This is a genomic window from Arthrobacter sp. sptzw32 (assembly GCF_059089735.1).
Genome location: NZ_JBNHEZ010000004.1, coordinates 305,444 through 326,289, shown reverse-complemented (window position 1 = coordinate 326,289; position 20,846 = coordinate 305,444). Strand labels below are relative to the sequence as shown.

Below are 20,846 nucleotides of genomic sequence, written 5' to 3'. Positions count from 1 at the left end.
TGGGTTAGGCGAGGTTGGTGATGCCTGGGTACAGCGGGTGGGCGGCGGCAAGGGCCTCCACACGTGCGCGCAACCCCGAAAGGTCCGTGCCGGCGTCGGCCGTCAAAGCCTCGGCGATGATGTCCGCAACCTCGCGGAAGGCAGCTTCGCCGAAGCCCCGGGTGGCAAGGGCGGGGGTGCCGATGCGGAGGCCGGAGGTGACCATGGGCGGGCGCGGGTCGAACGGGACGGCGTTGCGGTTGACGGTGATATCGATGGCCGCAAGGCGGTCCTCGGCCTGCTGGCCGTCAAGCTCGCAGTTGCGCAGGTCCACCAGGACCAGGTGCACATCAGTGCCGCCGGAAACCACGCTGATGCCCTTGGCGGTGACGTCCGGCTGGACCAGGCGCTCGGCCAGGATCCGGGCGCCGGCCAGGACGCGTTCCTGCCGTTCCTTGAACTCGTCGGACGCGGCGATCTTGAACGCTACGGCCTTGCCGGCGATGACGTGTTCCAGCGGACCGCCCTGCTGGCCCGGGAACACAGCCGAGTTGATCTTCTTGGCGATGTCGGCGTCGTTGCTCAGGATGATGCCGCCGCGTGGGCCTGCGAGGGTTTTGTGCGTGGTGGACGTGGTGACGTGCGCGTGCGGCACCGGTGAGGGGTGCAGTCCCGCGGCCACAAGCCCGGCGAAGTGGGCCATGTCCACCATCAGGTAGGCGCCTACGGAGTCGGCGATGCGGCGGAATTCGGCGAAGTCCAGCTGCCGGGCGTAGGCGGACCAGCCGGCCACGATCAGCGCGGGCCTGTGCTCCTGGGCCAGGCGCTCCACCTCGGCCATGTCAACGGTGTGGGTGTCCTCGCGGACGCCGTAGGGCACCACGTTGTAGAGCTTGCCGGAGAAGTTGATCTTCATGCCGTGCGTGAGGTGTCCGCCGTGGGCAAGGTTCAGGCCCATGATGGTGTCGCCCGGCTTGATCAGCGCGTGCATCACCGAGGCGTTGGCCTGCGCACCGGAGTGCGGCTGCACATTGGCGAACTCCGCGCCGAACAATGCCTTGATCCTGTCGATGGCGAGCTGTTCAATAACGTCCACGTGCTCGCAGCCGCCGTAGTAGCGCTTGCCTGGGTAGCCTTCGGCGTACTTATTGGTCAGCACCGAACCCTGCGCCTGCATGACGGCGACGGCGGTGTGGTTCTCCGACGCGATCATCTCCAGGCCGTCACGCTGGCGGGTCAGTTCGTCGTCGATCTTCGCTGCGATCTCAGGATCCAGGGCGGACAAGTCCGCGTCCAGGGACGGGGAGACCACCTGCTCGAAAGCTGCCGTGGCCGTCATGCCCGCGCCGCTCACAGCTCGCCGCCGTTTGCTGCAGCGTACTCTTCAGCGGACAGCAGCGGACCCTCTTCGGTCACGGCTACCTTGAAGAGCCAGCCGGCGCCGTACGGATCGTTGTTGATCAGGGCGGGGTCGGAAACCACTTCGTCGTTGGTCTCCACCACCTCGCCGGTGACAGGCGCATAAAGGTCCGAGACGGACTTGGTGGATTCAACCTCGCCGCAGGTCTCCCCCGCGGTCACCGTGGAGCCCACCTCGGGCAGGTCCACGTAGACGATGTCGCCCAGCGCTTCGGCTGCGACGGCCGAAATACCAATGTTGGCAGGGCCGGATCCGTCAGCAGCAACCCACTCGTGCTCGGCGGAGTACTTCAGTTCAGCAACAACTTTTGCCATGTGTGTTTCCTTAGGTAGGTGTGTCAAGTGAGAGAGCGTCAGGCCAAAAGGCGCATCAAGTGAGTGGGCGTTGGGACAGAACGCGCATCAAGTGAGAGAGCGTCGCTACTGCTGGCGCTTGTAGAACGGGAGCGGCACTACCTCGAACGGCTCCGGCTTGCCGCGGAGGTCAATCTCCAGGGCGGTGCCGGGGTTGGAGTGTTCGACGTCGACGTAGGCCAGGGCGATCGGGTACCCCAAAGTGGGGCTTGGCTGGCCGGAGGTCACCTCGCCCACGACGTTGCCGTCCTTGAGGACCGGGTAGTGGCTGCGGCCGGCGCGGCGGCCCAAACCTTTGAGCCCCACGAGCCTGCGGCCGGACGTGGAACCGGCGCCCAGTGCATTGAGTTCGGCCAGCACGGCCCTGCCGATGAAGTCCGATTCCTTGGCCAGCGAAACAACGGGGCCCAGGCCGGCGGCGTAGGGGTTGCCCTCGCGGGAGAGTTCGTTGCCGTACAGCGGCATGCCGGCTTCCAGGCGGAGCGAATCTCGGCAGGCCAAGCCAGCGGGGATAAGGCCGTGCCCGGCGCCGACCTCCAGCAGGGCGTTCCACAGTCCGGGTGCATCCTCGTTGGGGATATAGATTTCGAAGCCGTCCTCGCCGGTGTAGCCGGTGCGGGCCAGCAGCAGCTCCTGGACAGTACCGTTGACCGCGATGCCTACCTCAACGGCCGCGTAGTACTTCAGTTCCGTCACCAGCGGGTGCTGCTCAGTCGGAACCAGTGCCAGCAAAATGGCCGCCGCGTTCGGTCCCTGCACAGCGACCAGCGAGGTCTCCGCGCTGACGTCCTCGACGGTGACATCAAAGTTGGCAGCCCGCTCGGCCAGGGCCGCGGCCACTGCTTTGGCGTTGCCCGCGTTGGGAACCACGAGGTACTTCGCTGTTCCGTCCGCAGCCGCGGGAAGGCGGTACGTGATGAGGTCATCGATGATGCCGCCGTTTTCCTGGCAGATCAGCGTGTACTTGGCCTTGCCCACAGCCACGGCGGACAGCTTGCCAACCAGGGCGTAGTCCAGGAAGGCTCCTGCGTCGGGGCCGGTGACCCAGACCTCACCCATGTGGGAGAGATCGAACAGGCCGGCGGCGTTGCGCACGGAGTGGTGCTCAGCCAGTTCGGAGCTGTACTTCAGGGGCATCTGCCAGCCACCGAAATCGGTGAAGGATGCCCCGGCAATCTTGTGCTGCTCGTACAGCGCGGTGTAGTTCTCCGTCATCACAAATTCCTTAGTTCTCAAACTCTGAAAGTGGTGGGCAGGAGCAGACCAGGTTGCGGTCCCCTGCTGCGCCGTCGATGCGGCCCACCGGCGGGAAGTACTTGTCCTGCCGGAGCGAGGCCAGGGGGAATGCAGCCTGCTCACGCGGGTAGGTCCGGTTCCATTCGGAGGAGACGACGGCGGCTGCCGTGTGGGGTGCGTTGCGCAGCGGGGACTTCTCCACAGTGAAGTCACCGGCAGCCACCTGGTCGATTTCCTTGCGGATGATGATCATGGCTTCGATGAACCGGTCGATCTCCGCGAGGTCCTCGGACTCGGTGGGCTCCACCATCAGGGTGCCGGCCACGGGGAAGGACAGCGTGGGGGCGTGGAAGCCGAAGTCGATGAGGCGCTTGGCCACGTCCTCGGCGGTGACGCCGGTCTTGGCCGTGAGCTCGCGCAGGTCCAGGATGCACTCGTGGGCAACCAGCCCGCTGGTACCCGTGTAGAGGACGGGGAAGTGCTCGTTTAGGCGTGCCGCCACGTAGTTCGCGGCGAGCAGCGCGGACTTGGTTGCCTCGGTGAGGCCCTGCCCGCCCATCAGCTTCACGTAGGCCCAGGAGATCGGGAGCACGCCCGCGGAGCCGAAGCGCGAAGCGGAGATTGCGACGCCGTGCCCCTCCTCGTGCGCTGCCTTGTTCGCGTCACCCGGCATGAACGGCGCCAGGTGCGCCTTGGCTGCAACCGGGCCGACGCCGGGGCCGCCGCCGCCGTGCGGAATGCAGAAGGTCTTGTGCAGGTTCAGGTGGGAGACGTCGCCCCCGAACTTGCCCGGCTGTGCGAGGCCAACCAAAGCGTTCAGGTTTGCACCGTCAACGTACACCTGGCCGCCGGCGGCGTGGACGGCGTCGCAGACTTCGCGAACATCGGAATCGTATACGCCGTGGGTGGACGGGTAGGTGATCATGATGGCCGAAAGGACGTCCCTGTGGGCCTCAATCTTGGCTTCCAGGTCGGCGTGGTCGATGGTGCCGTCGGCTGCGGTGGCCACCACAACCACCTTCATGCCGGCGAGGACGGCGGACGCGGCGTTGGTGCCGTGGGCTGACGCCGGGATCAGGCAGACATTGCGCTGGGCCTCGCCGCGGGAGTGGTGGTAGCCCCGGATGGCAAGCAGGCCCGCGAGCTCACCCTGGGAGCCGGCGTTCGGCTGGATGGACACCTGGTCGTACCCGGTGATCTCCGCAAGATCCGCTTCAAGCCCGGAAATCAGCTCACGCCAGCCCTCGGTCTGGGAATCCGGAGCGAACGGGTGGATGGAGGCGAACTCCGGCCAGGAGATAGCTTCCATCTCGGCCGTGGCGTTCAGCTTCATGGTGCAGGAGCCCAGCGGGATCATGGTGCGGTCCAGCGCCAGGTCCCGGTCCGAGAGCCGGCGGATGTAACGCAGCAGCTGTGTTTCAGAGCGGTGGGTGTTGAACACCGGGTGCTGCAGGTAGGTGGAGGTGCGCAGCACCGGTTCGGGCAGTTCGAACCCGGACGCCTCCACAACCGGACCGGCGCCAAAGGCGACAGCAACCGCGGAGAGCACCTCCGGCGTCGTGGTTTCATCGACTGACACGCCAACTGTGTCCGCATCCATGAGGCGCAGGTTGATGCCGCGGGCTTCGGCGGCGGTGATCACCTTGGCGGCCTTGCCGGGCACGCGGACGGTGACGGTGTCGAAGAAGCTCTCGGACACCAGTTCGCGGCCGGCAATCTTCAGCGTGGTGGCCAGGGCGCGGGCGTTGTTGTGGACGGTTTCGGCGATGGCCTTCAGTCCGTCGGGGCCGTGGTAGACGGCGTAGAACGACGAAACGATAGCCAGCAGCGCCTGCGCGGTGCAGATGTTGGAGGTGGCCTTCTCGCGGCGGATGTGCTGCTCGCGGGTCTGGAGGGCCAGGCGGTAGGCGGGGACACCGGCGTCGTCCTTGGACACACCGACGATGCGGCCCGGAAGGGTGCGCTCCATGCCCTGGCGGACGGCCATGTAGGCTGCGTGCGGACCGCCGAAGAACAGCGGGACGCCCAGGCGCTGGGTGGAGCCGACGGCGATGTCCGCGCCCTGCTCGCCCGGCGGGGTGATGAGGGTGAGGGCCAGGAGGTCGGCGGCGACGGTGACCAGCGCGCCGCGGTCTTTCGCCTCGGCGATGACGGCGGACTGGTCCCAGACGCGGCCGGAGACGCCGGGCTGCTGGAGGACCACGCCGTTGATGTCGCCGTCGGGCAGGCCGTCCGTGAGGTCGGCGATTTCCACCTCGAAGCCGAGGGCTTCGGCGCGGCCCAGCACGATGGCGATGGTCTGCGGGAGGAGGTCGGCGTCGAGGACAGTTTTGCCATCCTTGGCCGTCTTGGACTTGTTGGCCCTACGCATCAGGAGGACTGCTTCGGCGACTGCGGTTGCCTCGTCGAGGAGGGAGGCGTTGGCCACCGGGAGTGCGGTGAGGTCCTGGACCATGGTCTGGAAGTTCAGCAGCGCCTCGAGCCGGCCCTGGGAGATCTCGGGCTGGTACGGCGTGTAGGCGGTGTACCAGGCGGGTGCTTCGAGGATGTTGCGGCGGATCACCGGCGGAGTCACGGTGTCGTAGTAGCCCTGGCCGATCATCTGCACGGCCATCTTGTTCTTGCCCGCAAGCTTGCGGAGCTCGGCGAGGACCTGGACTTCGCTCAAGGCGCTTTCGAGGGTGAGCGGCGTGTCCTGGCGGATGGAATCTGGGACCGCACTGTCAACGAGGCCATCAACGCTGTCGTAGCCAACGGCCTTGAGCATGGTGTCGATGTCGGACTGGCGGCGCGCGCCGATATGGCGGTCTGCGAAGGTGGTAGGGGACGAATGAACCGTCATGAGAGGAACTCCATAATTCAGGTGGCGCCTAAGCTCCACGTTGATTCGGGTTCCTCCCCGCTCTGTATCGGACCTGAGAGTTTTGCGTTGCCCTGCGTTTTGCAGAGCGCCACTTGCACCGTCGGTGAGCCCGGTTGCCCGGACTGCTTTCCAGAGTTGCCTTGCCGCGGCGGTACGTGGGCCTGAGAGATTCCTGGGGAGGATTTGCTCCTACGGCGCCTGCAGAACGTACCGGCAGGACTCTCCCGCCGCAGATCATCAGCACATGCCACTGTTCGGTGACACGGCTCACACGTTACCGTGTTAGGGCGCGGGATGCAAAATTACCGTCCGATGGTTCGGGAATTCTGTCCCTTACCCGGCCGCCCATCGCAAGTGGACGACAGCGGGATGTCCCCCGCCGTTGACAGTCGCGGCGCGCCGGCTTCCGTCAGCCTTCTTCCGGCGCGGTAGCTACAGTCGGCGCCTGCGCGTCGGCTGCCAGGGCCTTGCGCCGGCGGTAAATCTGGATGCCCATGGCTGCGGGGATCACAGCCAGGGCGGTGGCGCGCATCCAGGGCCGGTCCAGCACGTGACCGGTTAGTGCGTCCAGGGAGAAGGGGCCGGAACCACCGATAGTGAACGCCACTGCCGCCAAACCCAGCACCGCCGGGTACTCCAGGCCGCCCTCAGTGGCAAAAAAGCCGTTCGGCGCGTGAACGCTTGCAGCCACACCCATCGTGGTTGCAGCGGCGGCGCCGGCGGCAGGGGTAGCCAGGCCCAGGGCCAAGGCAACACCTGCTCCAGCTTCACCTACACCGGCGAGGATTGCGCTGGGTTTTGCGGGACGGAAACCCATGGCGTGCATGCCCTTGCTGGTACCTTCGAGCCCTCCCCCGCCGAACCACCCAAAGAGTTTTTGGGATCCGTGAGCAATAAGAACACCTCCAAGCGCAACCCGGAAAAGGCTTTGCGCCGCGGCTGCTGCCTCAGGACTGGTTGTTACGTGGCTCATCAGACTCCTCCTTGGGTTGGCTGTGCCGGTGCTGTACCTTGCCATTTTGACGCAGAAAGCCACCACTGCACCCCTCCAATTTTCTGCGAAGAAGTTCCTGCTCCTTGGAGTGCGTTCTTCTGCCGAGCACGTGACCCGCCCAGAAGGCCAGGACAAGCAGATCGACGACGGCGAGCGCCAGGCCGATCTGCGTTCCCCCTGACGAAGTGCGTGCCGCATGGGGCAGGATGGGTGCCAAGGGAGGCGTTATGGATTTTGATGTCCTGGTAGTCGGAGCCGGACCGGCGGGCATGGCTGCCGCAACACGGGCAGCGGAGCTCGGTGCGCGTACCGCCGTTGTTGAGCGTGCCCGGCTGGGCGGCACTTGCGTGAACTCAGGTTGCGTGCCCACGCGGGTGCTGGCGAAGACTGCGCGGTTGTACAGGGAAGTGCGCACCGCCCGGGACTACGGAATTGTGGTCCACGAGCCTGCGGTGGACTGGCCGCAGCTGGTCCGGCGGGTGCGATCAACCGTGGACCGCGTACTTGACGCCAAAGCGTACAACGAGGCCATGCGGCAACTGGACATCACGTTCCTTCAAGGGGATGCAGCGTTCAGCGGGCCGCAGGAAATGTTGATCGGCGGGCGCCCGGTTACCGCTGCTTCGGTCATCCTGTGTGTGGGCGGAAGTGCCCGGAGGCTGCCCATCCCGGGCGCGGAGCACGCCGTGCTGCCTCACGAAGTCTTGGACCTTCCTGAACTTCCCAGCTCCGTCGCAATTATCGGCGGCGGCCACACCGGTGCGCAGCTGGCCACGATCTTCGATGCCCTTGGATCGCACGTTACCCTTTTGGACCTCGCACCGCGCATCCTCACCACCGAGGACGATGACGTCTCCATGGCGGTCACGGAAGGCTTCCGTGACCGCGGCGTGAACGTGGATGTCGGCATCCGTGGTGTGGATGGCATTGAGAAGCACGACGGCGGAGGCCTGGAAATCCGCTGGCAGGGCGGGGACGGCGCGCAGTCGGCACAGGTGGATGCAGTGATCATGGCTGCCGGCTGGCCGGCGAATATTGACGGCCTCGGTCTGGAGGCGGCAGGCGTCGCCGCTGGGAGGGGAGCTATCCCGGTGGACAACTACCTTCGCTCCAACGTCCCGCACATTTTTGTTGCCGGAGACGCGAACGGGACGTCCATGCTGGTACAGGCCGCTGTCTTTGAGGGTGAGACTGCCGCAGAGAATGCCGTCCTGGGAGCGCGCCGGACCACGCCGCACCACCTGCTGCCGGAGGGCGGGTTCACGGACCCGGACTACGCCGGAGTGGGCCTCACCGAGGCGAAGGCCAGGGAACGCGACGCGGAGTGCGCCGTCGTCGTCGTTCCCTATGCGTCGGTGGAACGTCCCATCATCGATGACCGGGAGCAGGGGTTTCTGAAACTGGTTACGGACCGGCACCGGGAGCTGATACTCGGCGCACACGCGGTTGGCGAGAACGCAGTCGAGGTCATCCAGGCAGTTGCGTCCGCAATGGCCGCCGGCACAGACGTGGCCACCCTTGCACGCGTGAAGTTTGCCTACCCGACGTACAGCTCAATAATCGGTCGCGCGGCACGGCAGGTGGTGCGGGGAGCAACGAAAGAGTCCTGGTGAGCGGACTAAATTCGTCGTAGTTTTCCACGGACTCTTACCTCGCCTTTAGGGTATTCCGGGGAAAATACGTGGAACAACCGCACCATCATCATTGTTGTTAAAGGCAATGATGACTCTTCAGGAATCGGACCTGACCACACTTTCTCCCACCCGTTTATGGGTTCCCAAACACGTGCTGATCACGAGGGCCGCAGCAGACCTGCCCCACACAGCTGACATCCTTCGGCGCTGCGAGCGTGCCGGTGTTGACGATGTCCGGTTCCTGCCAGGGAACGCCTTGACAGGGCTGCGCGGTGCCAGTGAGCGCGAAACGTACGCGTCCGCGAAGAACACGCTTGCGGTGGTCGTGGCCCCGCCCAGCGTCCTCAAACCGCAGCCAATCCCGCCGAGCGCTGACTGGCGCATCGACCTCGCCAAGGGTTGCCCCGCCCACTGCCAGTACTGTTACCTGGCCGGATCCCTGCAGGGTCCTCCCGTGACCCGCGTGTACGCGAACATTGACGATGTGCTGGGCGGAATACGCACCCACGCCGGCAGAGGCTCTGTCACCCGCGGGACCTTGGACCGTGGCCACGAGGGTACGACGTTCGAGTTGTCCTGCTACACCGACCCCCTGGGCATCGAGAGCGTGACGGGGTCGCTCGCTGCCGCAATTTCCCGCGTCGGGGCGGGGGAATTCGGCGACGACGTGCAGTTGCGGTTTACGACGAAGTTCGACGACGTCGGTGAGTTGGTAACCCTCGATCATGGGCGCAGGACTCGGATCCGGTTTTCGGTTAACGCCGCAGACGTAGCGGGCCGGTTTGAAGGAGGCACTGCACGGATGCCCGCCCGGCTTGCCGCTCTCCGCGCTGTGGCAGCGGCGGGTTACCGGGTAGGCCTGACAATTGCCCCTGTTATGCCCGTACCTGGCTGGCGGGAGCAGTATGGCACGCTGCTGGACAGCGTCGCCGATGCTGTCGCCGGCATCAATGACCTCGATCTGACCGCCGAGATCATCACGCACCGCTTCACTCCGGCGAGCAAGGAAGTGCTGCTGGGCTGGTATCCGGGAACCAAGCTTGAGATGGACGAGGAATCGCGGAGCCAGAAGCGATCCAAGTTTGGCGGCGTCAAGTACGTGTACCCGAAGCAGACCATGACGGAGATGCGCGGGTGGTTCACAGAGGAGCTGGAGCGGCGGCTGCCGGCCGCCCGGCTCCTCTACTGGACATGACCCGTCACAACGTTGCTGCTTCTTCCTCGGCAAGCCTGATCAGGCGAAGTTCGTCCTCCACGGCGCGGGACGGCCAATAGTCCTTCGCCAGCTCGCTTGCCCGGATCCTGTCTGCCTCGGGGAAGAGCTTGCCGAGCAACCCGGACGCCTGAAGCAGGGCGATCAGCACGATGGTCCGGGCGTCGGGCCCCTTGGCAACGGGCTTGGCATTCGGCACTTTGGACCCTGCCTCTACCGACCCGGCGAACCCGGCCACGGCTGCCTCGGCACTCAGGGCCCCGGCCTCCGCTGCTGTGTCCGGCACCTCGAGGCTGGACGGCGGGCCGCTGAGCGCAGCCCGGATCTTCTCCAGGAGCGCCGCCTCCGGGGCATGGTCCTTCTCCGGGTACCGCGCGGCCCGGAACCTGCCCAGGTGCTTTTCACCGGCATGTTCCACGATGCCCAGTGATACCAGCCCCTCGTAGACACGCAGCACTTCGGAGCGGCTCTCCAGCACGCCCACCCACCACTTGGGAGTGTGGGGCCGGGACTTGCCGCGGATCAGTTCCAGCTCGTGCTCGAACTCGGTTGCCGGGGTGGCGCCGGTGGCCCTAACCCGCTTTCCCTGGAGCTCGATCGCGCCGAGCAGGTCCAGTTCAGCCAATATTGCCCCTGCCACCGTGGTCCTAAGCGCGAACAGCGGCACTTCAGGTCTGCCGTTTGAGTCGTTTGTGGCCAGAAGCAGGAACGCCTGGGGAAGGCTAAGTTCCACTGTTTTAGGAGTTTCAGCATCCATAGGATCATGGTGGCGCAGTTGGGCAGCCACCACAATGAGGACTTGAGCGGACGACGGCGGGACGTCCCGCCGTCGTCCGAATCCCTGGCCTACGCGGCCCGGGTGAAAGTCCCCAGTCCAGTCCTGTCGTAAAAGTCCAGTGTGACGCTTCGGGCGGGGCCGCCGTTTGCCACTGCGAAGATTGCACCGGCCAGGCCGTTGCCGTTCTCGCCGATGGATTCGAAGCTGAACGTGTCGCCGTCGAAGTGGGTGAGCGGGAAGGTTGTGGGGCTGCCGGCCGGTCCCATCCGCATGGCCAGCTTCCCGCCGTCGTCAAGGACCACCAGCGGGCCGTAGTAGGAATTGGTGTAAGTGCCTGTGTAGGCATTGTTCGCTTTGGCGGGAGCGGGGTTGGCCGGAACTTTGGCGTAGTCCACTTCAGGTTTGTCGGCTTCGTCCTGTTGCTTGAAGATACTTGCGGTGAAGGCCAGCCAGTCCACCGTAGGCGATCCGTGCTGGGCGGTATCGAGGAAACCGGCGGCGATTGCTTCAGGAATGCCCTGCGGGCGGCCGTTGGTCAGGGCCACGATGGCCAGTTGCTCGCCGGGCAGCATGGAGACGGCGGTGGCCGCGCCCAGATTGAAAGCCCCGGAGTGGCCCAGCTGGACGCGGGCCTGGTCGTCGTAGGAGACGTTCCAGCCCAGCCCGTAAAAACGGGAGCGGGCGGCCGGAGCAGCCGCGGGGTTGGAGACTGCATGGGGAACACGGGTTGTATGAAGGGCAGCGGGATCAATAATGGGCCTGCCCTCAAATTGGCCGTCTCCGAGCTGCAGCCGGAGCCATTGCGCCAGGTCCCGCACCGACGAACTTGCCCCACCGGCGGGAGCCTCGGCGTCGGCATTGCGGCGGTATCTCGCTGCCCATTCCTTGTTTCCGAGCGGCACGTGAAGGATGGCCTTGTCTGTGGCCTTTTCATAGTCCGAGTGACGGTAACTGGTGGCGGACATGCCCAGCTTCCGAAACAGGATCTCGTCGGCCAGATCCTCCCAGGACATGTGCATCGCATCAGCTGCCGCCTGGCCAGCCTCGGTGAAGCCGAAGTTGCTGTAGTTGTAGCTGGACCGGAACGTATCAAGGGGCTCCTGGTTGAGGTGGCTGAGGATGTAGGCCCTGTCGAACCCGAGGTCCTCCAGCAGGTCACCCGCGCCCGTTCTCAACCCGCTGCGGTGGGACATCAGATCAGCAAAGGTGGCGTTCCGCGTGACGTAGTCATCCTTGAGCGAGAAGCCCTTGTTGTGCTGGATCACGGGGTCGGTCCAGTTGACAATCTTGCGCCCCACCGCCCCTGCCACCACTGTGGACGCCAGGGGCTTGGATACAGAAGCCAACTGGAACACCGTGTCAGGGCTGATCTTTCCGGGCTTTCCGACCTCCCGCACGCCGAAGCCTTTGGAGTACAACACCTCGTCCCGGTACACCACGGCTATTGCCATCCCCGGAAGCCCCGTGCTTTCCATGGCGACGTCGGCCTGTTCGTCGAGCTTGGCCAGCGCGTTGGTGATTGCCTTCAGGTCCAGCAGCGGTTCCACCTGTCCCGGCGGGGCCGGGAGAAGCGCCGGCGACGACGTTGACGCACGCCGTGCGGGTTGGGCGCTGCATGAGGACAGAAGGGGCATTGAGGCAACACTGGCTGCCCCAATTCCGGCCGCTTTGAGCAACGTACGCCGGTTTGGGGAAACGGAGCCATTAGTCATATCGAGTCCTTGGTCCTAGGGCGGTAAGCACTTTTCAGTTGGCCCCAGCCTCCCCGACAGGCTTAATAGTGGACCCGGCACTGCGGCCGGGCAATGGATGCAGCGGAAGTTGGGTAGGCCTTAAGCGGCGTGGACAATTCAGGGCGCGCGCAGGAATCAGCAGGCTTAAGCTGATACCAACAGGTTCCTTCCAGCATCGGGAGGTCATCGTGGATACCGAAACCGCCAGTGTGACCGGTCATGATGTCACCACAATCGTCTGCGTCTGCGGCAACACCGTCAGCCAGGACGGATTGATTCAGGCGAACTCGCAGGGCATACCCGTCCATGCCGGGGGCGACACCCCTGTCCCTGCAGAGCTGGCGCCCTGGCCTGTGGACGAGGACCTTTACACCCTGTGCCCCAGATGCGGCCGCGTGTACCGAGACGCCGTGATCGAAGAGACAGGGACCGCGCCGGTTGCGTTCCGGGTGGATGTTGCCGCCGGCCCGATGGCAGAAGCCATCCGCGTCCACTGGAACCTCAGCACCTGAACGCTGTCTGCAGTCGTCCTCTCTTGCTAGCGAGAGAGTGGCGGGCGTACGACGGCGGGACGCTCCTGCCGTCGGCATGTTTCCGTTCGAGGTGGGGCAAGTAGCCGGTGGCGGCATGTCAGGTACTCCACACTCGTGTGCCGGCTGCGGTCTCCTCGTAAGGTCAGGCCTAACCCGGTACCGGGTGCCTTCGGGGACCGCTGATTCTCCTTCCCCGGCAGCGCGAGGAGCATGGGAGGCGGCCAAGAATGTACAAGGTGGATTCAGCCCGCCGATGTGGCCGCCACGACGCGCACAACTCGGGCACAGAGCCGGCCCAGCAATCGTGGGGAGCTGGCTTTGGTGCAAAAAACTACTAAAGCTACGCGCACCTGGTTGGGACTGGCCTTGGTTTCCGCCGTCCTGCTGGGCGGCCTCATCCTCGCCCAGTTCGCCGCCACAACGAGAAGTTTGTATGCCGCTTGTCTGGCCGTTGGACAGGACTTTGACCGGAACTTTCGTCTTCGGCACCCACACGACGGCCTGCCGGTCTTTCCGCTGCACAACAGGTGCAACGCTGCCTATGACCTCGTTCCCGAATGGGTCAACCCTGCGTTGACTGTGCTGGCAGTGGTGGTGATCATCTCGCTGATTGGTCTGCTCTTCAGCCGTATAAAGGAACCACTCTAGGTTCCGAGCAGTTGGACGCGGCGCAGGACCAGAAGGAGGCGAACGGCGGCAGGAGATGTGGCGTTGACCGCCGGCGAGGTGGCTGACGGCGTAGGCGTCACCTGGCCCGCGGTAAATTTGTGGCCATGATTTCCATTGACCGGGACGACCCCGCACGGGGCGACGTCCGCCAGCTCCTGAGCGAGCATCTGGCTGACATGTTCGCCACCTCGCCTGCCGAAAGCGTCCACGCCCTGGACCACTCCGCGCTGACCGCGCCGTCGATCACGTTCTGGACCGCACGTGAAGACAGCGATCTGTTGGGTTGCGGCGCGCTCAAACTGCTGGACTCCCCGCCCGGTGCCGCACAGCACGGCGAGATCAAGTCCATGCGCACTACAGCGACGGCACGGGGACGGGGCGTCGCCACAAGCATGCTCAGGCACATCCTCGACCACGCACGGAGCCGCAACATCGAGCGGGTCTACCTTGAAACCGGCACGGAGGACTACTTTGCTCCCGCGCGGCGCCTGTATTCCCGCCACGGCTTCACCGAGTGCCCGCCCTTCGCCGACTATGCCCTGGACCCCCACAGCGTTTTTATGGAACTGCGACTCTAGGCGGGGCCTCAGATCCGTTGCGCCAGCCCGCAGCGGCAATCGGTTCACTCGCCGTCGTAGGCTACTGGATAGGTGGGACGCCTAATGACGGGCCTCGGGCCCCGGAAGGGACATCGAGTGGGCAGTGATCCTGGTACATGGTTCTTGAGTGGCGGTGAGCGGGGGAACGCAGCCACCCACGTGCACGCGGAAGATGCCGGATCGGCGGCCTGGTCGGAGGGCAACCTCGTGCGGCCCCTGGTTCACGGGGCCACCTACTTTGCCCGGCTGCATGAGGAGCTGACGGCTCTGAACGCGGGCGATCGTGTGTGGTTCACCGACTGGCGTGGCGACGGCGACGAGCGGCTAACGCCGGACGGCCCGACGATCGGTAACTTGCTGGCTCAGCTAGCCCGGGCCGGAGTGGAAGTACGCGGCCTGATCTGGAGATCCCACGGAGAGCGGGTCTCGGCGCCGATGAGCTGGCGGTCAAACGAGCTCCTCAGCCGCCAAATCAACGACGCCGGCGGTGAGGTGCTGCTCGACCAGCGGGTGCGGCTTTTCGGCTGCCATCACCAGAAACTGTTCGTTGTCCGCCGTCGCGACGACCCTTCCCGGGACGTCGCCTTCGTGGGCGGTATCGACCTCTCCCACGGCCGCAGGGACGATGCCGACCACGCGGGCGACCCCCAGGCGGTGGATATGGACTCCCGCTACGGCAAGCAGCCTCCGTGGCACGATGCTGCCCTCGAACTGCGCGGCCCCGTTGTGGCGGATGTGCTGGAGTTGTTCGCTGAACGGTGGAACGATCCTCATCCCCTGGACCGGCGCACACCGTACCGAATGCTGCTGCAACGCCTTGCTGACATGCCCCGACATCCCGAGCCCCTGCCGGAGACTGCACCGCCACCGCCACCGGCCGGCCCTCACGCAGTGCAGCTGCTGCGCACCTACGGCGTAAAGCATCCGCCGTTCCCGTTCGCTCCCGGCGGTGAACGGAGCGTCGCCCGGGCCTACACAAAAGCTTTCGCCCAGGCCCGCTCACTGATTTACATCGAGGACCAGTACCTGTGGTCGGCAGAGGTCGCCGCGGGAATCGCAGCCGCCCTCGAGCAGAACCCCGGACTGAACGTGATCGCCGTGGTGCCCCGCTACCCGGACTCAGACGGTCCGCTCGGCGGTCCGCCCAAGAGGCTCGGGCAGTTGCGTGCCATCGAGACTATAAGCCGCGTCGCGCCCGAGAGGTTCGGCGTGTTCAATCTGGAGAACAAAGCCGGGACTCCGATCTATATCCATGCCAAAATCTGCATCATTGACGACACCTGGTTCACGTGTGGATCCGACAACTTCAACCGTCGATCCTGGACCACGGACAGCGAGCTGACCTGCGCGGTTATGGACACTTCCCCTGGTCAGGGGGAGGCGACCGGTGCGGGCGCTCCTCCTGGGGCTGCCCAACCGTTGGCCCAAAAGCTCCGGCGCCAACTGTGGGCCGAACACCTGGGCCTCGATGAGAACGACCCCCAGCTCGACGACCCTGCGGGCGCGCTGGGCCTGTGGAATGCTGCCGCTGATGCTTTGGATCATTGGCACACAACGGGCCGCCGTTCGCCCCGCCCTTCCGGCCAAGTACGGCACCACGTCACCGAAACCGTGTCGCGGTTTCAGCGTCTCTGGGCCGATCCTGTCAACCGTTTCCTGGTGGATCCGGACGGCCGCCCCCGCAGGTTGCGTGGCACCACCGAGTTCTAGGCGAGGAGAACGCGCGAGGGATGCTACGAGGCGGCCGAAAGCATCACGCGGCGAGGCGCGCCCGGATTGCTTGTTCCAGGGGGCTGTCAGTAGCGCGCAGGAAGTCACGCGGCAGGAGTGGTGGCAGGAGTGGCGGTTCCCGGTCCGGCTGTTCGGCCGGGAAGTACCGGCCTGTGGGTGAAATCCAGCCAGGCGGCTCATCCTTCGTGGCCGGCGTCGGCGTCCACGTGGAGCGGTGTTTGAGGCGGTGGTGTTTTGGGCACGCCTGTCCAAGGTTGCTGACCCCGGTGGTGCCGCCGTGCTGGTACGCGGTGAGATGGTCAAAGTCATTGTCCAGGCTGTGGTTGCTGCAGCCCGGGAAGGTACATCTGCCGTCCCGCATCTTGAGCCACCGCTTGATCGCTTCCGGGAGCCGGTAGCTGGTGTGCCCGATCTCCAGCGGCGCTCCGTCGCGGGGATCGACCAAAACCCGGTAAAACGAGCCGGCACCGTCGGCAACAAGCCGGCGAGCCATCGACGGCGGGACCGGGCCAAGCCCATCGACGTCAGCGGGTTCGTCAGTGAGGCCCAGGAGGGAGAAGACCGGGACAGTAACGAGCACTTCAGCTTTAGGAGAGGGCACGTCCCCGGCTTTCTGAGTCGCGTTGCCCAGCAGCAGCCCGCCGCCGACGTCGGCGCGCAACTGTGCAAGGTCTCGTGTTTCGTGTGCGCCTTGAAGGCCGCGGGCGATGGCGGTGGTCCTGTTCCAGATGGCGCAGGCTGTGTCCCCCGGGAGGTAGAGCGAGATCCAGGCCATGCCATCCCGGTCCGGGCTGTACTCCATCCGCCGGTCCAGGAGCTTTTCCGCATGGCGTTTCTCAAGGGACTCGGGGTGGTGGCGTTCGCGCCACGCCCGGACCTTCCGCCGGAACCGGGCAGGCACCAACTCTCCCGGTGCGGCACCCCGGGCCGATGCGTCCGGACCGAAGAAGCGCGCTTCCAAAGCAGCGGCTGCTGCGGGGGTTAGGCCGGTTGTTTCCTCCACCACGATGCGGGCGTGCTGCCAGTTGATGCTGCCGGTTTGCAGCGCCTCTAGTGCCGACGGAAGCGACGTGGTCAGCGCATGGGCTTCTCCCAGGAGGGCGGAAGCGGCGCGTCCGCCAATGGTCAGTACGCCGGCGACTTCCGCCACCAGGCTCATCTCCTGCGCCGACGTCTCATACGCGCTGGCGGGCGGGCCCTCAAGCACGGTTGCAACCTCCGCGTAGGCGGCCACCAGCCTCACTTTCGCAGCGGCCGTCGCGGCCTCAACCCGTGCCAGTACCTCCAACCCCGCCAGGCACGCTTCGGACAACTCCTGGACCGGATCAGCATCGGGAAAACGTCCATCCGCCGCAGCCAAAGGACTGGCAACAACACCGGCAAGCTCATCAACCAGCCCGGCCACCGACGCGACGGCAGCCGCCACCGCGGCCCTGCCTCCCACATCGACAACCACACCTGCTTCCATACCCAAAGCATCGCAGGGGGGTCTGACAATTCGGACGCTACGACGGTATGACCCTCGCCGTCGTACGCCTCGATCTGAAGCTGCAAGCGACGGGCAACAGCGCGGTCCGACAACGTCATACAACGAGACAGCCTCGGGATCAGGACAGGCAACGCCCTACCCTTGACTGGTGACTTTGACTAAGCTCCGCACCGCCGCCGCGAGCTCCCTCGCCGCCGCTGGTCTCCTCTTTTCCCTTGCCGCCTGTTCCGCTCCGGCCACCCAGCCAGCGGCCTCTGAACCCGCCGCCCCAACCACCTCAGCGAGCGCCACGTCACCAGCCGCCAACGAGCCGTGCGACGGCGTGAAGCTCATCATCGATTCGGGCGCCCTGGACCAGGCCGCTGCTGACAGCACCACGTGCGTGCCCGTCACCGAGCCGACAGTGGCGTCCAACCTGCTAGCCAAGGCGAACGTGAAAACGGAAGGCACCACCGAGTACCCCAATGAGCTGGTGTGCCGCGTGAACGGTGTGCCCGCCGCAGACTTCGACATCAAGCACAAGGGCGGCACGTACCGGGAAGAATGCGGCAAGATGCCCGCAGCCTTCGCCTACTGGGCACTCTGGGTCAAGCCGGCCACCGGTGACTGGGCCTACGCCCAGGAAGGCCTCGCCACCCTGAAGGTGAGCCCGGGCGAGAGCCTGGAACTGCTGTTCACGGTCGACGGCGAACCGGCCGCCCCGGCAGCATGACCTTCCGACCCGCGCCGTTGCGAGCAGGGGCGGCTCTCGCCGTCATCTTCGTCGCGGCGCGGGTCATCTACCGGGTCCTCTTTAACGGAACCGGCATCGGCAGCCCCGTCCTGCTCAACCTGCCGCAGGTGCCACTGCCGGCCCCGTACGCCCATGTGGTCCTCCTCGGCCCGGTCACCGCACCCGGCCTGTGGGCGGCAGTCCTGTCCGCCCTGCCGATCGCCGGGATGATCCTCGCCTTCGGCATGCTCAACGCCTGCGTGGACGTGACCCGCGTCTTCATGCGCCTGGCACGCGGCGGGTCCGTGCAGGGCATCGCCCGGATGCTCGTGGTGGCCTGGGCGGCGCTCCCCGCGCTTTCCGACGCCGTAACCTCAGTGCGCCTGGCCTTCCGGTTGCGGGGTGAACGCTTCGGAGCCCGTGCCCTGGTGCCCGTACTCGAGCGCACCCTCGAGCACGCCGGCCGGGTTGCCGCAGCCCTCGAGCTGCGCGGCTTCGGGAGCCGGGCGTTACATAAGGCCGGGGACGACGACGGCGGCCCGCTTCTGGTGCGCGACGCCCAGTTCCGCATCGGTGACGCACGGGTGGCCGTCGACGAATTCACCCCGTCGAGCGGATCCATCAACGTCATCACCGGACCGACCGGTTCCGGCAAAACCACCATCCTCCGCGGCATCTCCGGCCTCCTCTCCCACGCTGACGGTGGCGAGATCTCCGGCACGGTACGCGTCGCCGGAACGTACCGTGCCGCCACTCCCCCGCGCGATACCGCCCGCCTGGTCGGCGTCGTCCTGCAGAATCCTCGCGCCGCCTTCGCCACCACCCGGGTCCGGGACGAGATCGCCCTGGCTCTCGAGCTGCGCGGCGTGCCGTCCGCGGCGGCTAAAGCCCGTGTGCTGGACGTGGCGGAGAGCATCGGGGTGTCGGCGCTGCTGGACCGGAATCTCAGCACTCTCTCGGCAGGCGAAGCGACGCTCGTGGCCATCGCCGCCGCGGTGGTCGAGCACCCGCCACTGCTCCTGGTGGACGAACCCCTGGCCGACCTCGACACTTCAGCGCGCGGGCGCGTCATCGCCGTGCTTCGTGCGCTCGCCCGTGATGCCGGGGTCTGCGTCATTGTGGCCGAGCACCGGGCGGAAGCGCTCGTACCTGTTGCCGATTCCTGGTGGACCATCGACGACGGCGCCCTGGTCCCAGGTGTTGCACCAGCCACGTCCTCGCGGGCTGCCCAATTCCTTCGGTCGCCCGTCGAGCCATCGCAGAATGAGCCCGTGCTGACGGCGACAAACCTCGCGGTGCACCGGAAGGGTAAGCCGTTGGTGCGCGACGCGTCTCTCACCCTGCACCGGGGTGAAGTGGTCGCCCTGGTGGGGCCGAACGGTGCCGGAAAGTCGTCCCTGCTTGTCGCTCTGGCCCTCGGTGAGGGCACCGGCGCAGTAACAACTGTCGACGGCGGCCGGGTCGCCCTGGTGCCGGACGCCTCGGATGACCTCTTCACCAGGGACACGGTCGCGGGAGAACTCCGCGCAGCCGACCGGCGCCAGGCACGCGCTGAGCGCCAGGCAGAACGAAAAGGTGCTCATCGTCGTCGCCCTGGCAGCGACGAGAGAACTCCGATACCGGCGGCGTCACGCCTCGCCCGGTTGCGCGGGGACGTAACGATTCCGGTTGGGCACGAGCATCCCCGGGACCTCTCCGCTGGCGAGCGCAGGATCCTGGCCATCGCACTGCAGACCATGGACGATCCGCAGGTGCTCCTGATCGATGAGCCGACCCGCGGCCTCGATCAGGAGGCGCGCAGAGCAGTAGCGGGTGCGCTGCGAGCGGCAGCGGACGCCGGTGCCGCAGTCCTGATCGCTACGCATGACCTCGACTTCGCACACGGTCTCGGCGCCCGGATCCTCCCGATGCGCGACGGCGTCGCGCCTTCAGCGGTGCCGGCAAACGCTCCCGAACAGTTCCTTCCCACTTTCCAGCCTGCAGGCGCGGGATTGAAGACAAAGGCCACCGGGGTTCAAACAGACTCCCACACCCAACAAAGGCAGCGCCGTATCCAGATGCCACGCGCCGTCGAACTCGCAGTCCTAGCCGCCGCAAACCTTCTGGCCCTCGCCGCGTTCTGCTGGCCCTTGCTCGCAACAGCCCTCCCCCAGGACGCCGCCGCGGCGCTCCCCTACGCGGCCCTGGCGATGGCGCCGCTCGCCGTCGTCGCCATCATGGTGTCCCTCGACGGCTCGGTACGATCCGCGCACATGGTGGCGCTGCTCGGCGTCCTGGCAGCAGTCGGTTCCGCGGTGCGGGTGGCGAGTACCGGCGTCGGGGGCGTGGAGGCAGTCTTTATCCTGCTGATCCTGGCCGGCCGGGCGTTCGGTGCCCGGTTCGGCCTGCTCCTCGGCGCCGCCACCATTGCCGTCTCCAGTGCCTTGTGGGGTGGCATCGGGCCCTGGACGCCGTTCCAGATCTTCGCCTGCGCATGGGTAGGCGCCGGGGCCGGCCTGCTCCCCCGACGTGTGCGCGGAAAGGCGGAACTGTGGATGCTGTGCGGCTATGGTGCGGCGGCGTCCTACCTGTTCGGCCTGCTGACCAACCTGTGGTTCTGGCCCTTCGCGGTCGGTGCCGGCATCGGCATCTCCTACCAGCCCGGCGCCCCCCTCAGCACCAACCTCTCGAGCTTCCTGCTGTACTCGCTGGTGACGTCGACGGCGGGCTGGGACACCCTGCGTGCCGTCACCACCATCATTGGTATCGCCGTGATCGGCAAGGCAGTGTTGGCCGCGTTCCGGCGGGTGAAGCCGGTCTCCAGTCCGGGCCGAAGCACCGGTGGAGGCACTGCGCACATTGAGTCCGTGCAGGTCAGGGACCGGCAACAACTGAGGGCTTGAATACCTGCCTTGATTAGTGGCCCGCCGA

Annotated in this window: 17 protein-coding genes and 2 riboswitches; of the genes, 9 read left to right on the top strand and 8 right to left on the bottom strand. The window is 66.1% G+C overall.

Annotation, left to right across the window (positions count from 1 at the left end; all coding sequences use genetic code 11):
- Positions 1-4: 4 nt before the first annotated feature.
- From glyA to AC5RVN_RS10400, 5 genes are all read right to left on the bottom strand, one after another.
- Complete coding sequence (gene glyA / locus AC5RVN_RS10420; protein WP_494137865.1) at positions 5-1,318, bottom strand: serine hydroxymethyltransferase; 1,314 nt, start codon at positions 1,316-1,318, stop codon at positions 5-7.
- Positions 1,319-1,329: 11 nt separating this feature from the next.
- Positions 1,330-1,713: a glycine cleavage system protein GcvH gene (gcvH, locus tag AC5RVN_RS10415; protein WP_494042166.1), complete on the bottom strand. Its 384-nt coding sequence runs from the start codon at positions 1,711-1,713 to the stop codon at positions 1,330-1,332.
- A 105-nt stretch (positions 1,714-1,818) separates the two neighbouring features.
- A complete protein-coding gene (gene gcvT / locus AC5RVN_RS10410) occupies positions 1,819-2,967 on the bottom strand; it encodes a glycine cleavage system aminomethyltransferase GcvT (RefSeq protein ID WP_494137864.1) in 1,149 nt (382 codons plus the stop codon).
- Between the two features lie 10 nt (positions 2,968-2,977).
- A complete protein-coding gene (gene gcvP / locus AC5RVN_RS10405) occupies positions 2,978-5,830 on the bottom strand; it encodes an aminomethyl-transferring glycine dehydrogenase (protein ID WP_494137863.1) in 2,853 nt (950 codons plus the stop codon).
- A gap of 52 nt (positions 5,831-5,882) precedes the next feature.
- Positions 5,883-5,989, bottom strand: a riboswitch (glycine riboswitch).
- 1 nt (position 5,990) lies between these two features.
- Positions 5,991-6,088: riboswitch (glycine riboswitch) on the bottom strand.
- Positions 6,089-6,260: 172 nt separating this feature from the next.
- Positions 6,261-6,824, bottom strand: coding sequence for a DoxX family protein (locus tag AC5RVN_RS10400; protein WP_494137862.1), 564 nt, complete (start codon positions 6,822-6,824; stop codon positions 6,261-6,263).
- Positions 6,825-6,870: 46 nt separating this feature from the next.
- Between AC5RVN_RS10400 and AC5RVN_RS10395 the strand changes: the two genes are divergently transcribed.
- The 3 genes from AC5RVN_RS10395 to AC5RVN_RS10385 all read left to right on the top strand — a co-directional run bounded on the left by AC5RVN_RS10395 (position 6,871) and on the right by AC5RVN_RS10385 (position 9,674).
- Positions 6,871-7,026 carry a hypothetical protein gene (locus AC5RVN_RS10395; protein ID WP_494042162.1) on the top strand — a complete coding sequence of 52 codons (156 nt, stop codon included), beginning with the start codon at positions 6,871-6,873 and terminating at the stop codon, positions 7,024-7,026.
- Positions 7,027-7,072: 46 nt separating this feature from the next.
- Complete coding sequence (locus tag AC5RVN_RS10390; RefSeq protein WP_494137861.1) at positions 7,073-8,458, top strand: dihydrolipoyl dehydrogenase family protein; 1,386 nt, start codon at positions 7,073-7,075, stop codon at positions 8,456-8,458.
- Between the two features lie 109 nt (positions 8,459-8,567).
- Positions 8,568-9,674: a spore photoproduct lyase family protein gene (locus AC5RVN_RS10385; protein ID WP_494042160.1), complete on the top strand. Its 1,107-nt coding sequence runs from the start codon at positions 8,568-8,570 to the stop codon at positions 9,672-9,674.
- A 4-nt stretch (positions 9,675-9,678) separates the two neighbouring features.
- Here the strand turns inward: AC5RVN_RS10385 and AC5RVN_RS10380 are convergent, their stop codons facing one another.
- Positions 9,679-10,449 carry a GOLPH3/VPS74 family protein gene (locus AC5RVN_RS10380; protein WP_494137860.1) on the bottom strand — a complete coding sequence of 257 codons (771 nt, stop codon included), beginning with the start codon at positions 10,447-10,449 and terminating at the stop codon, positions 9,679-9,681.
- 89 nt (positions 10,450-10,538) lie between these two features.
- A complete protein-coding gene (locus AC5RVN_RS10375) occupies positions 10,539-12,182 on the bottom strand; it encodes a serine hydrolase (protein ID WP_494137859.1) in 1,644 nt (547 codons plus the stop codon).
- A gap of 209 nt (positions 12,183-12,391) precedes the next feature.
- On the opposite strand from AC5RVN_RS10375, the gene AC5RVN_RS10370 reads away from it, so the two are divergent.
- The 4 genes from AC5RVN_RS10370 to AC5RVN_RS10355 all read left to right on the top strand — a co-directional run bounded on the left by AC5RVN_RS10370 (position 12,392) and on the right by AC5RVN_RS10355 (position 15,714).
- Positions 12,392-12,715 carry a hypothetical protein gene (locus AC5RVN_RS10370; RefSeq protein ID WP_494137858.1) on the top strand — a complete coding sequence of 108 codons (324 nt, stop codon included), beginning with the start codon at positions 12,392-12,394 and terminating at the stop codon, positions 12,713-12,715.
- A gap of 342 nt (positions 12,716-13,057) precedes the next feature.
- On the top strand, positions 13,058-13,384 hold the full coding sequence (locus AC5RVN_RS10365) for a hypothetical protein (protein WP_494042156.1): 327 nt from the start codon (positions 13,058-13,060) through the stop codon (positions 13,382-13,384).
- 125 nt (positions 13,385-13,509) lie between these two features.
- Positions 13,510-13,983, top strand: a complete 474-nt coding sequence (locus AC5RVN_RS10360) for a GNAT family N-acetyltransferase (RefSeq protein WP_494137857.1) — start codon at positions 13,510-13,512, stop codon at positions 13,981-13,983.
- Between the two features lie 117 nt (positions 13,984-14,100).
- A complete protein-coding gene (locus AC5RVN_RS10355; RefSeq protein WP_494137856.1) occupies positions 14,101-15,714 on the top strand; it encodes a phospholipase D family protein in 1,614 nt (537 codons plus the stop codon).
- Between the two features lie 43 nt (positions 15,715-15,757).
- Here the strand turns inward: AC5RVN_RS10355 and AC5RVN_RS10350 are convergent, their stop codons facing one another.
- The gene (locus tag AC5RVN_RS10350; RefSeq protein ID WP_494137855.1) at positions 15,758-17,203 is read right to left on the bottom strand and encodes an HNH endonuclease signature motif containing protein; all 1,446 of its coding nucleotides are present in this window, start codon (positions 17,201-17,203) and stop codon (positions 15,758-15,760) included.
- A 169-nt stretch (positions 17,204-17,372) separates the two neighbouring features.
- Between AC5RVN_RS10350 and AC5RVN_RS10345 the strand changes: the two genes are divergently transcribed.
- Both AC5RVN_RS10345 and AC5RVN_RS10340 read left to right on the top strand, forming a co-directional pair.
- On the top strand, positions 17,373-17,936 hold the full coding sequence (locus AC5RVN_RS10345; protein ID WP_494137854.1) for a hypothetical protein: 564 nt from the start codon (positions 17,373-17,375) through the stop codon (positions 17,934-17,936).
- On the top strand, positions 17,933-20,818 hold the full coding sequence (locus tag AC5RVN_RS10340) for an ATP-binding cassette domain-containing protein (protein ID WP_494137853.1): 2,886 nt from the start codon (positions 17,933-17,935) through the stop codon (positions 20,816-20,818). Before AC5RVN_RS10345 ends, AC5RVN_RS10340 begins: the two co-directional genes overlap by 4 nt.
- The last annotated feature ends 28 nt before the right edge of the window (positions 20,819-20,846 follow it).

Excerpts from the sequence above, each read along its gene's own strand:
- gcvT (WP_494137864.1), bottom strand. The coding sequence starts at position 2,967 with ATGACGGAGAACTACACCGCGCTGTACGAGCAGCACAAGATTGCCGGG.
- AC5RVN_RS10350 (WP_494137855.1), bottom strand. The coding sequence starts at position 17,203 with ATGGAAGCAGGTGTGGTTGTCGATGTGGGAGGCAGGGCCGCGGTGGCG.
- AC5RVN_RS10380 (WP_494137860.1), bottom strand. The coding sequence starts at position 10,449 with ATGGATGCTGAAACTCCTAAAACAGTGGAACTTAGCCTTCCCCAGGCG.
- AC5RVN_RS10385 (WP_494042160.1), top strand. The coding sequence starts at position 8,568 with ATGACTCTTCAGGAATCGGACCTGACCACACTTTCTCCCACCCGTTTA.
- AC5RVN_RS10360 (WP_494137857.1), top strand. The coding sequence starts at position 13,510 with ATGATTTCCATTGACCGGGACGACCCCGCACGGGGCGACGTCCGCCAG.
- AC5RVN_RS10340 (WP_494137853.1), top strand. The coding sequence starts at position 17,933 with ATGACCTTCCGACCCGCGCCGTTGCGAGCAGGGGCGGCTCTCGCCGTC.
- AC5RVN_RS10400 (WP_494137862.1), bottom strand. The coding sequence starts at position 6,824 with ATGAGCCACGTAACAACCAGTCCTGAGGCAGCAGCCGCGGCGCAAAGC.
- gcvP (WP_494137863.1), bottom strand. The coding sequence starts at position 5,830 with ATGACGGTTCATTCGTCCCCTACCACCTTCGCAGACCGCCATATCGGC.
- AC5RVN_RS10390 (WP_494137861.1), top strand. The coding sequence starts at position 7,073 with ATGGATTTTGATGTCCTGGTAGTCGGAGCCGGACCGGCGGGCATGGCT.
- gcvH (WP_494042166.1), bottom strand. The coding sequence starts at position 1,713 with ATGGCAAAAGTTGTTGCTGAACTGAAGTACTCCGCCGAGCACGAGTGG.
- AC5RVN_RS10375 (WP_494137859.1), bottom strand. The coding sequence starts at position 12,182 with ATGACTAATGGCTCCGTTTCCCCAAACCGGCGTACGTTGCTCAAAGCG.
- glyA (WP_494137865.1), bottom strand. The coding sequence starts at position 1,318 with ATGACGGCCACGGCAGCTTTCGAGCAGGTGGTCTCCCCGTCCCTGGAC.